This window comes from Chitinophaga filiformis (genome assembly GCF_023100805.1).
Lineage (GTDB): Bacteria > Bacteroidota > Bacteroidia > Chitinophagales > Chitinophagaceae > Chitinophaga > Chitinophaga filiformis_B.
The window spans coordinates 4,231,597-4,243,792 of the sequence record NZ_CP095855.1 but is presented as its reverse complement, the minus strand read 5'-3'; the positions used below and the strand labels follow the sequence as shown (position 1 = coordinate 4,243,792).

Genomic DNA, 12,196 nt, shown 5'->3' with positions numbered 1-12,196 from the left:
AGTTTATTAAAGCGGTTTGTATTGGATCAGGTCGGGGTAAAAACGCTCTGCCTTCCGCATATAGGCATCAAATTCTATCTGCAGGCCCAGCGGATTAGCGATCCACTGCCGGGTAAGCCGCGCTACGTCGGGGTCTACCAGCTTAACGGTACCTGCATGCATAGCCATCAGGTTGGCCTGGCAGGATTGTTCTGCCGCGATCATCAGGATGGCGGCTGTTTCCAGTTCTGCCGCCATGGTGAGGGTACCGTGGTTGCGCAGCAATAAAGTATGATTATTGCCGGCAGCTTCCAGCAGTTTTTGTCCTTCATCGAGCGAGAGCACCGGGCCATTGTATTCGTCGTATAGTGCATGGTCTTCAAAGAACATACAGCTCGTCTGGTCCACAGGGTGTATCTGCCGGCCAAGGGAGGCATATAAGGTGGCATTGGGCGAGTGGGTATGCACAATGCAATGCGTATCCGGCCGCCCCTTGTGCAGGGCTGCATGTATGCAGAAGCCGGCTACATTTACCGGGTGATCCCCTTCCAGTACATTCCCCTTTCCATCTACGGTGATTAGGTTATCGGGCGTCACTTCCTCGAAAAAAAGCCCGAATGGGTTCACCCAGAAAGCATCCTCTCTCCCGGGTACTTTCATGGAGATATGTCCGCTAATGCCTTCATCCAGTTTCTCCATCGCCAGTATGCGGTACAATGCCGCCAGCCGGTAACGCAGCCATGGTACCGTTTGTGGCCGTTCTTTCCTAGTGAAGAAAGCAGCGGTATTACGCCGGGTATTTCCCACTACATTCGTCGCTCCTTCAACAGGGTCTGACATGGCCACCAGTACTTTCCGGTTGCCCGTAAAGGGTTTCCTGCTATGGGCAAAGCGCATATTGTCCAGCAGGAGCACATCCCCGCTTTCCCAGGGGAACACAATTGCCGCCTGTTCATATGCCGCCATAATACCGTCAAAATCCTCCCTGCTCAATGCTGTACCATCTCCGAGGAAGCTGTTCCTGGGCACATTCTCTTCGCCTAATAAACTCACCAGGGAAGAGCGCGTATCTTCATCGAGGTTCATCAGGTTAAACAGGTGCGCCTGGTTAAACCAGACCTTTTCCCCCGTTACAGGGTGTACGGCTGTTGCCTGTGCCGTATAACTGGTCTGCAATACATCCTTATCTTTCCACTGAAAGCGCATACCTCTTTTTTCACAGTATTGCTTTACTTCTTCTTTATCATTTGTACCAAACACCTTCTGCCAGCTGAGGTCTATATCCTTATGAAAAGTGCGTACATAACGTACGCCCGACCTTTCGAATTTCTCCCGTATATGTGCAGGCATTAACCTGTACACCAGGGCGGAATCGGCAATAGGCGTCTCTCCGCCTGTAGCGGCGTTTTCCTTACAGTAAAACCATATCTTCCCCGGCCAGCTGTCTGTATAGGAATGTTCATTATGAAAAGGGATCGCCCTTTCCTTTGGATATTCTGTAGAGGTGTATACCTTATCGCCCACCTTCGTACGTGGTGTGGATGGCTCGGCATAATCGAGCAAACGGGTGGCATATAACTGGCAGATCTGCTGGAAATCATCTTCATTGCCAATGCTAAATCCACGGAAAAGAATAGCGCCGTATTCCCTGTACAGCTTATCCAGCTGCGTCTTATTGGCGCGTACCCATTCTTTCAGTTCAGCCGCCTCACTACCGGCGCTCAGCAACACATACGGCGTACCCTGTTCATTACCACGTATTATCTCCTGGCGTACCGGCCTTTCCTGCTGTACAGGGCGGGGCACCACGCGCTTCAGTGACTGTAGGATGTCCTGTTTTTTCATATTCACTTTTTCATGCTTTTTAATAGTTCATGCGACTTTGCTTTCAGCTTCACAGCGGCATCATCCCATTGATGGGCCAGCAGCGCCTCTACCGGCTCCTCTTCCTGTTCACAGAGCTGTTCCAGCAACTGTTCCCATTGTTTTACATAGGAAATGATCACTGCTTTGGTATACTTCCCTGCTTTGTATTCCACATTGAGTGACAAACTATTTCTATAGGGCTGCACGGTGAAACTCAGGTCAAACTTGCTGCCATCCATTACCACCTCTATCTCTTCTGCTTCAATGCTCCTCTGCTTATGCACTGGTGTGCCGAAGTCGTTATATACAAAGCGGGTATTGATGTATTCGGACAATTGGATACCACTCTCTTTCTTTACCAATGCTGACAGCTCATCGAAGGAAATGTCCATGTGATGCATGTCCTGCCTGATGCCTGTAGCGAAGTCCTGCAATGCTTTCCTCACTGTAGCCTGCCAGTCAAGGTTCACCACCACCGGCATCATATTTACAAAAAAGCCCACCACCGGCTCCATGCTGGTATTTGTTCTTCCTGAAACAGAGGTGCCTGTTACAAAATGACGGGTACCCGACAACTTTGCCTGCAGCAGGGAGAAACTGAACAGCAACAGCTGGAAGTCGGTCACCTGCCGTCTTCTCGCCAGCTGTAGCACCTTCTGTACAAGGTGCTCCGGCAGTACATGATGCAGGGTGATACCATCGGTCTCCTCATCGGCCGCCACATAAGGGAATACGGAATGTTCCACACCGCCGCCGATCTTCTTCAGCCAGTAGGCAGCAGTGGTTTCCATCAGGGCCTGCGACTGCCCAGCCATCCACTCCGCAATGTCCACATAGCGTAACGGCATTGGCGCCAGTGCAGCGGCTGTTCCTTCCAGTTTCGCCTCGTAAATGCTCAGCAGGTCTGACAGCAATACCCCGATAGACCAGCCATCGGCGATGATATGATGCAGGTTGATCACCATGTAGAAATGCCGGCTATCGTTCTCCATGATCAGCACACGGAACAAAGGCGCCTGGTCCAGTTTGAAAGGCGTATTACTAAATACCTTTGCCAGGTCCATGATCTCCTCAACAGTCCTTTCACCGCTGAGGAAGGTAAGGTATGCCGAAGGCGCTGGCAATGTGGTCAACTGTACCACCGGACCATTCTCCTGCAAGACGAAGGCCGCCCTTAACTGGTCATGCCTTTGTACAAGCGTTTCAAATGCAGCTTCCAGTATGTCTCTTTTCAACGGCGTTGATACTTTGAAAGCCGTTGTCATATTGTAGGAAATATTATCCGGCTCCCTTTGCTGCAGGAACCATAATCTCCGTTGTAAGGGCGATACACTGTAGAAAACTTTTTCACCCACATGCGGGATCATATATGTGGCCCTGTGCTGTTGTCCGGCAACATACATGCACAGGTCGTACAGGCGGGGATGTTTGAATACGTCAAATAAACTGATGGGTATATTGAATTGTTCCCTGATCCTGCTCACCAGTTTAATGGCCAGCAGGCTTTGCCCGCCGGAGAGGAAGAAATCATCTTCCGGCAACACCGTCTTTAATTGCAACATCTCTTTGAATATATCCGCTACCTTTTCTTCTACATCTGCCGGCACCTGTATGACTGTTAACGGCGTACGACCTGCTGTTGCTGCCCTTGCTCCCATTGGGGGCGTCAGTGTCTGCAGACCGGCAATGCTCAGATCCTGCAACATAGGACTGGACTGCAACAGGGTGCAGAAGGCATTGTACAGGTGTACAGGCAATGCCGCATCTACCAGGTGAGTGGCATGAATAAAGGAGAGTGTGAATGTATTGTCTACCTCTGTAATTTCAATGCTCAGGTCAAAGCGTGCGCCCGATTCAGCCGCAGGATCCAGTCCCTCGCGGGTGGAGGCACCTTCCGCAGCTACCACGTAGCTAAAGAGAATGTTGATCAGGGGATGTTTGCTGCCATATCTTGACAATTGCTTGTCGCGCAATATATGCGCAGGCGGATACCAGGCATGCTCCATGATCTGTGCCAGCTGTATGCCGGTAGCATGTACATATTCACCGAATGAAGATGCAGGATCGATCTTCGCATAGAAGGGCAATGTGCTCACCATAAAGCCCGTCACGTCCTGCATCTCATCACTCATCCTGTTCGAGAAAGGCAATCCGCAAAGCAGGCGGTTATCTTCCGTGTACCCGGACAGGACGATATGAAAAGCGGAGAAGATCAGCGTGAAATCTGTTACGCCCAGTTTTGAAGACAAAGACCTGATGCGTTGCACCACACCGGGTGGCAACACGGGGCGGAACACCGTTCCCTCAAAGGGGGATCCCTCCTGAACCTTCGCTGCAGGCAGGGACGGCATCGGAGGTATTGGTTCCAGGTACTTCGCCCACCATACCTTATCCTTCTGGTACAGTTCACCCTTCAGATAAGTATGATGATACCACAGGGTCACATCGTGATACTGCAGCACCGGGGCCTGCAAGGGTTGCTGCTGATACAGCCGCATCAGGTCAGCCACAAATATGGTGTTTGATAGTTCATCTGTGATAAGATGGTGTACATCCAGCAGAAGATAGAACGCATTGTTATGCTGTAAGAGGTACAGCCTGAACAAAGGTGCCTGGCTGATGTCTATCACAGCTCTTTGCTCATTGAACGCCTGCAAAGGCGATAAACGGGGCAATGCAATGGCCCGGATACTGCCTGTGCGTACAAAAGCATCATACACTTGCTTCACCGGCAATATCTGCTGCAATACCTGACCGTCTTTTTCAATGAACCTGGTACGTAGTACGGAATATCTTTCCAGCAGCAGCGCCATGGCCAGTAAGAGGCCCTGTTCTTCCGGTTTCTGCTCCAGTTTTACCAGGGCAGGCACATAATAGCTGAATCCTATATCCGGCAAACTGTCCAGCACATAGATGCTTTCCTGGGACGGCATCAGCGGCAACGTATCCGGGGCGGCCACACTTCTGATAGTGGCAGCCTTCGAAGGAGTGGCCGCTTTAATATAAGCCGACAGTTTGTCCACTGTGGCATGTTGTAAAATATCGGGCAGGGAGATCTGTACACCGAAATTTCGTTTGATGGCAGACATCATCCTGACAGCTGTCAGGCTATGCGCACCGTTGGCAAAGAAATCCCTTTCGGGGTCTACCTCATGGCCGATCACCTGCGCCCATACTTCCAGTAGTTTTTTGGCCGTCTCGTCATTCTCTAAGCGCCTCCTTACCGGTTCTCGTTCCTCCTGGTCCTTCAGCAAGGCAGCGAGTTGTTTGCGGTTGATCTTGCCACTGTTCAGGCGTGGTATCTCATCTATGCGTTTGAATCCGGAAGGGATCATATAGGCGGGCAGTTGTTTGGTCATTGTTGCCCTGATGGTAGCTGCAGGTACTTCGTCTCCGGTGTAGAATGCATACAGGAAGGAGGCACCGTCGTCCCTTTTCATGAGCAATACCACAGCTTCCCTGATACCTGTTACCAGCAACAGCTTCGCTTCAATATCGCCGGGTTCTATGCGCTGGCCGTTGAGCTTTACCTGCTGATCTATCCTGCCCAGGTAGATCAGTTCACCACCATCATTCCACATGGCGAGGTCGCCCGTCTTATACATGCGCGCATGCTCCACGAAGGGGTCTGCGAGGAACTTTTCTGCAGTCAGTTGTTCCCTGCCGATATACCCCCTGGCCACCCCTGTTCCGGCAATACACAGTTCGCCGCTTATCCATGGCGGCAACAATGCCTGGTGCTCATCGAGAATATAGGCCCTTGTATTCAGCAAGGGCTTACCGATAGGTACATACCTGTATGCTTCCTTCCAGGGAGAACAGGTGAAGCCTGTACAGTCGACCGTAGCTTCTGTAGGCCCATACAGGTTCACGAGTATGGTGCCGGTATGCTTATAGATATGCTCATTGAACTGTTGCATGGCCGCATATAACAATGCTTCCCCGCTGGCAAATACCAGGCGTAAGCCCGCACAGTCATCCACCAGTTTTTCATGAATAACCGTCTCCATGAACAAAGCCAGCATGGAAGGCACAAAATGTGTCACCGTTACACGATGATCTTTGATGGTCCGCACAATCTCATATGGCTCGCTTTCCTTACCAGGCGCCAGGAAGAATGTTGTACAACCGGAGAATAACCAGTGAAACAGTTCCCATACAGATACATCGAAACCGATACTTGTCTTCTGCAGGATGCAATCATCCTTTGATAACGGAAAGTCCTGCTGCATCCAGTACATCCTGTTCACCACGGCGCTGTGCTCTACCACTACACCTTTAGGCATACCGGTAGAACCGGAAGTGTAGATAATATAAACCGGATCGGTCACCAGCGGCATGATCACCGGGCTGTAGTCCTTTACCGGCTGCTGTATCACCGCCTGCATATCTATGTAAGGCGTATCTGTCTTTATCAAAGGTTCGCCCCAGCCCAGCACGATCTTCACATGGGCATCCTGCAGCACAAAAGCGATACGGTCTTCGGGCATCCTCAGATCGATCGGCACATAGGTACCTGCACGTTTCAATATCGACATGATGGCGACTTCCAGCCATACGGAACGCTTACAACATATTGCCACGGTATCGCCCCTTCCCACGCCTGCCTGTGCCAGGGCATGTTGTACGGCGTTACTGTATGCCTCGAGGTCATCGATAGACAGGCAATGCTCTTCATCTTCAATCCTCACCGGGGAATGCTTTTCCAGCAACTCATAGTAGAACGACAACAATGTTTTATCGGCAGGGAAGTATCCTTCTGTATCATTGAAACTGCGGATAAGTTCATTAGTGTGCGCATCTCCCCATATTCTTACATCGGACAGCCGCTTACCCTGGCCGACACCCTGTGCTACCTGTTCGCCGATAGCAAGCAGGTGATGCAGCACCTGTTGAATAAGGGCCTGCGGATACCTGTCCACATTGAAAGAGATGCGCCAGAAGAGTTGTTTACCGGCAGAGATGTGTACCGACAAGGGATAATTGGTCCGGTCAAACACTTCCGAGCCGGAGATCTTTCCGGCCGCCAACCCCGCTTCATCATAAGGATAATCTTCTACAGCCACCACATGATCAAACAATTCTCCGTCCACGCCTGCCTTACGCCTGATGTCGGGAACAGAGCAGTACTGGTATGGCAGACTACTGATAAAACGGCTGGAGATGCTGCGGAAATAGTCGTCTATCACTGTATCATCTGCTGTCTCGAATGCAAATGGAACGGTATTGATACACATGCCCACGATATCGCTGGCATGCTTAATGTCTATCTCCCTTCCTGACACGGTAAGGCCGCTTATCACCTTCTTCCGCCGGCAATAGCGCGACAACAATATGCCCCAGATGCCGTACAGCATTGTATTAATGCTCACCTGTAAGGTAGCTGCCGCCTGCCTCAGCTGGCTGCTCAGCGCTTCGCTGAAGGTAGTCTGCAAAGATACCTGCTCCATGTTGAGCGAAGGTTGCATGAATGCTTCTGTCAGTGTACCCGGCAGGAAATCCGGCTCTATATTGAGGTGGTCAAGCCAGTATTGTGTTACCTGCTCCTGCTGCTGACGCGACAGGTAGTCTGTTACCCCGGTAAATGACACGGGGTCTTTGACAAGCGTCTTTCCCTGGTACAAGGCAATCAATTCATTCATTACAATCGCAAAACTCCAGCCGTCCAGTATGATATGATGGAAAGAGATCACCAGCCGGGAACTGTCTCCGACATGTAATATGGCCGCTCTGAACAAAGTGTCCGCCAGTATATCAAAAGCGCGTTCCCTGTCGGCCAGCAGGAAGGTCTTTACCTCGTCTTCCTCTTCCAGTGAATGGCATGTCAGTTCCGGCTTTACTTCATCCATGATCACCTGTACCGGCCTTACGCCTTTATCAGCTACAAAACGCAGTCGTAAAGCGTCATGACGGTGCATTACGGTTGCCAGGCTATTGCGGAAACGGTCCGCATCCATCCTGCCGGGCATGGTAAAGCTGTATTGTTCGAAATAAGCCTGCCTGTCTGTATTAGCAAGGGCATGAAACAACAATCCCTCCTGTAGCGGAGTTAATATCTGTATACTTTTTATATTGCCCATATATTAAAGTGAATTAAAGATCTCTTCCAATTCCTGTTCATTCAGACCAAGTGATTCCGCACCGGCTATCCTCTTTTTAAAGATGTCCTCTTCTCGTCCCAATGCATCAATGAACTGTTCAAGACAGCCGATATAGTTCTGCAGCAACGCGGTAGCGGCGTCTGTTGTAATTAGCAACCGGTGATAAGAAAGACTTACCTGCAGCGTACCGCCTGTAATGATGAGCGTGAAGTAAAGCGCCGAAGGCATGTGAATATCAGGCCCTACATTCTGTTGTAAAGGCGATAAAGGATGAATGGTGAAAGCTCCGTCTTCACCCGGATCATGTTGTCCCAGGTAGTTGAACGTGATGAAGGGTTCTGCGCCGTCACCGTCTGTCTGCAGTTCTCCCAGGTAACGCAGGCAGAGGTATCCTTCTCCATTGCCCGGCACCTTCTCCAGTGCGGCAATCGTCTGCTGGATGGCGTTGCGCGTATGTTCTGCGGGAAGACAGGGTAATGCTACCGGGTATTTCATTGTGAACCAGCCGACCGTATCAGCAAAGGAAGCCGCATCCCCGGTACTGTTCCTGCCATGCGATTCCAGGTACAGGGTAATGGCCGACCGGCCGCTCCATGCATGGATGGCACTGCTCAGTGCAGCCAGTTGTACTTCCTGAATCGTTACATTCAGTGTATGTAAAGGCAGCGACAGCAATTGCCGGGTACTCTCCGGCGTCAACGTTTCATGCAGGTGATCAAAATGCCGGAACGTCTTTTCCATGGACGCCCGATCCTGCCAGTCCTCCGCCGCCTTTGCTTCCATATTCAGCCAATGCGATACTTCCTGTACAGTAAGACTATCCGTTTTTTTCCGTAAGGCCTCCGACCAGCGCTGGTAAGACCCGGACGCTCTTTCCTGCTGCAGGCCTTTACCTGACAGCTGTTCCAGGATGATACGCCATGATACACCATCAACAATGAGGTGATGCGCTAACAGGAACACATAGTCACGCTCTTCGCCATGGAATAATATGCAGCGGAACAGCGGACCGCGTTCCAGGTCAAACTGCTGTTGCCAGTACTGTGTCTGCCCTTTCAGGTCGTAAGCTTCCTGTTCGGTGAAGATGCCAGCTGGTGCAGGTGATGCCGGCAATACCTCCTGTATGCGCTCATTCCCCGACAAAGGGAATATAGTACGCAGGGCCGCATGGCATTGCCATAAGCGGAAGACCGCCGCCTTCATACCGGCAACATCTGTCTTACCTGCGGCCTGCAACAACAGCGACTGGTTATAATAATGCAGGTCTGCTGTATTGTCTCTGAAAAATTTGATCTGTAAAGGCGTCAGTGGAATGGTGCCTCCATCTGATAATTCATCTGCAGGAATGCTATCTGCTTCTTTCAGGTAATTCACCAATTGGGCGATGGTAGGAAACCGGAGTATATCGCCCACCTGCAATAGCCAGCCTTTCTCTCTCATCTTCGCCACTACCTGTATCGCTTTTATAGAGTCGCCGCCGATGCCCAGGAAGTGATCATGAACGCCAAGCGGCGCCTTCTGCAATACAGTTTCCCACACCTGCGCCAGTATCTTTTCCTGCGGTGTGCGGGGCAATACGATCTCCTCCCTGCTGCGTACTTCGTCCGGAGAAGGCAATGCGGCAATATCCAGTTTACCGTTGACGTTCACAGGAAAACGTTCCAGTGCAATGAGGCTGACAGGTATCATATATGCCGGCAACTGTTGTTCCATCTCCAGCCTGATAAGGGCTTCCAGTTCCGGAGCGCCGGCATAATAGCCGACCAGTTCACCCTCCCGTATCATAACAAAAGCATCCTCCACACCCCTTACATTACGCATCGTGGTTGTTATCTCGCCCCTTTCTATACGGTAGCCCCTTAACTTGATCATGTCGTCATTGCGCCCGGTATAACATATATTGCCATCTGGCAGCCAGTAACCCTTATCTCCCGTTTTGTACAAGCCGTTTACGAAACGCGCAGCGGTCCTTGCTTCATCCTGGAAATATCCTGCACCTACCGTACTTCCGCCAATCCAGATCTCGCCTTCTATGCCGGGCGTACAGGGCTGCATCTGCCCATCCAGGATGCAGGCGCTGGTATTGCTGATCGGTTTACCTATCAATATATCGTTAAATGAGGCTGGCACATCCCATACAATACATCCAACAGTACACTCTGTGGGGCCATATTCATTATAGATATTCATAGCAGGATGTAATGCCCGCAGAATAGCGATATCGCCTGCTGTCAATGCCTCTCCGCCAACAATGCAGGTATCGGTCGTGGTATGTGTAATGCCCAGGTGTGGCAGCATGCGGATGTGCGAGGGTGTCAGCTTAATGGCATTCATGGTGCTGAACGCATTCTGCAGATGTGTGCCCACATCTGCGTCCTCCGCACAGATATAGAGTACCGCACCTCTCAACAGCGTACAAAAAACGGATGTAACAGTCAGGTCAAACGCCAGTGGGGTGAACAGGGGCATTTTGCCTGCGGGATGATTGGAGAAATAGTAGTAACCTGCCCAACGGGTATAGTGCAGCAGGTTGCTCATGGTAATAACACAACCTTTAGGCTGTCCCGTTGTGCCCGATGTATACAGTATATACACCGGCTGGTCGGCCTGCCAGCGGGGAAGCTGCCTCCTGATGTCAATAAGGGCAGCTGCTTTAAACAACTTCTCCGGAGAGATGCCTTTCTCTGTTCCCGCTTCGTCCGTAATAGCCAGCCTGGCGGCAGACTGCTGCATGATATACCTGATCCTCGCTTCCGGATACTGTTTATCGACCGGGATATAAGTAGCGCCACTCAACATGACGCCCCATATCACCGGCAACAACTGCTCCGTGCGGGGCATATTGATCAATACCCTGTCGCCCGGCTGAATGCCCTGTTGCACGATCAGCACTTCGGCCAATTGCCTGGATTGCCGGAGTAACTCCTGGTAGCTCATACTCCCTCCATCCCATTCCAGTGCCATATGGTCCGGATAACGGCCTGCGGTGGCGATGAAGGTATCTGTCACCGGTACAAACTCAAAAGGGATCTGCGCACCAAACAGTGGCGGTATATCTCCTTTGGCTGATGCTTCTCCCGACACCAGGCGGCTCACATATTCCAGTAAGGTCTGCCGTATCCATTCCAGTGAGGCTTCGGCAATCGCATGCTTGTCTGCCTGCAATATGATCCTGGCTGCACCGGCGGTATCTTCTGCAAAAAAGGACAACACAAACGGCTCATGGCAGGAAAGGCTGTCTACACATACCGGCATCTCTGCCAATACCTCTTCCGGGAAATGCCCCCGTTCCAGGTATTCAAAACTACAGGTACAGCCACTATGGGCTGCATCAGCGGCAAACTGTTCACGGTACAGGTCAAAACGCTCCCGTCTTTCCTTCAGTCGCAGCAGGTCCTCTGCGTCTTCCTTGCGGAAATTGTTGTAGATCCCTTTCGCAAAGGGACCAGGTATTTGTTTGAACTCATCAAACTGACGACCGGATGATATATAGGCGGCGGCGCCGGTACCCTGCTTCAGATAGCTGGCAGTTACATTCGTCCATGCCCCGTACCAGATATCAGCGGGCGTGATATTCTTTTGTATCGCCAGCTGCTCCACCTGGTGCAGCAGTGTGGGATCTGCTTCGAGGTCGGTAGTGATATAGGACGTATACACGGCCTGCCCCGCTCCTTCCTGTAAGGTAAGCGTTCTCCTGGTTTGTACAGGCTCCTGCCCAAGGTCTTGCGGAAGATCCTGATCTTCGCCGGAAACACTTTCCAGCCATTCCACGTACTGAATGAATTGAAGCGGATCTTCCCGGTCGGCATTCGTTGTGATCAGCTGCTGGGCAAGATAACGCAGGGACCAGCTATCCAGCCATACGGTAGGTGCGGCAATACCCAGGTATACCGGCGCCCCCTTATCATCCGTAAATATCACCAGCCTGACTTTAACATCATCTGGCCACGAAATACGCTGCCATGCAGCAATGACAGCTGCTTCATCTTCATACCTGTCAGCAATGACTGTCATCGTTGTCTGATCTTCCTCCCTCACTTCCTGGAAGGGTATACTGACATTATTGGTATAGGTACAGGCCGTTCTCAGTATGCCATGCCTGCTTACCAGCTCCTGCCAGCGCCAGGCAATATCGTGCATAACAGGTGTCGTGATCCTGAATAAAGCCCTGTGTAACAATGCCTGCTCCCACTTGAGACTGAAGTACTTTTTCTGCACAGGAGATATACAATGGATACTCATATTAAACG

The 12,196-nt window shown here is 51.2% G+C and carries 3 protein-coding genes; all 3 read right to left on the bottom strand.

Annotation, left to right across the window (positions count from 1 at the left end; translation table 11 throughout):
• Window positions 1-6: 6 nt before the first annotated feature.
• The 3 genes from MYF79_RS16895 to MYF79_RS16885 are packed head-to-tail and all read right to left on the bottom strand — an operon-like array spanning window position 7 to window position 12,188.
• Window positions 7-1,824: a TauD/TfdA family dioxygenase gene (locus MYF79_RS16895; protein WP_247808829.1), complete on the bottom strand. Its 1,818-nt coding sequence runs from the start codon at window positions 1,822-1,824 to the stop codon at window positions 7-9.
• Window positions 1,825-1,826: 2 nt separating this feature from the next.
• A complete protein-coding gene (locus MYF79_RS16890; protein ID WP_247808828.1) occupies window positions 1,827-7,925 on the bottom strand; it encodes a non-ribosomal peptide synthetase in 6,099 nt (2,032 codons plus the stop codon).
• 3 nt (window positions 7,926-7,928) lie between these two features.
• Complete coding sequence (locus MYF79_RS16885; RefSeq protein WP_247808827.1) at window positions 7,929-12,188, bottom strand: amino acid adenylation domain-containing protein; 4,260 nt, start codon at window positions 12,186-12,188, stop codon at window positions 7,929-7,931.
• Window positions 12,189-12,196: the final 8 nt, after the last annotated feature.

Bases quoted from the DNA above. Each gene is read 5' to 3' on its own strand.
- MYF79_RS16895 (WP_247808829.1), bottom strand. From the start codon at position 1,824: ATGAAAAAACAGGACATCCTACAGTCACTGAAGCGCGTGGTGCCCCGC.
- MYF79_RS16890 (WP_247808828.1), bottom strand. From the start codon at position 7,925: ATGGGCAATATAAAAAGTATACAGATATTAACTCCGCTACAGGAGGGA.
- MYF79_RS16885 (WP_247808827.1), bottom strand. From the start codon at position 12,188: ATGAGTATCCATTGTATATCTCCTGTGCAGAAAAAGTACTTCAGTCTC.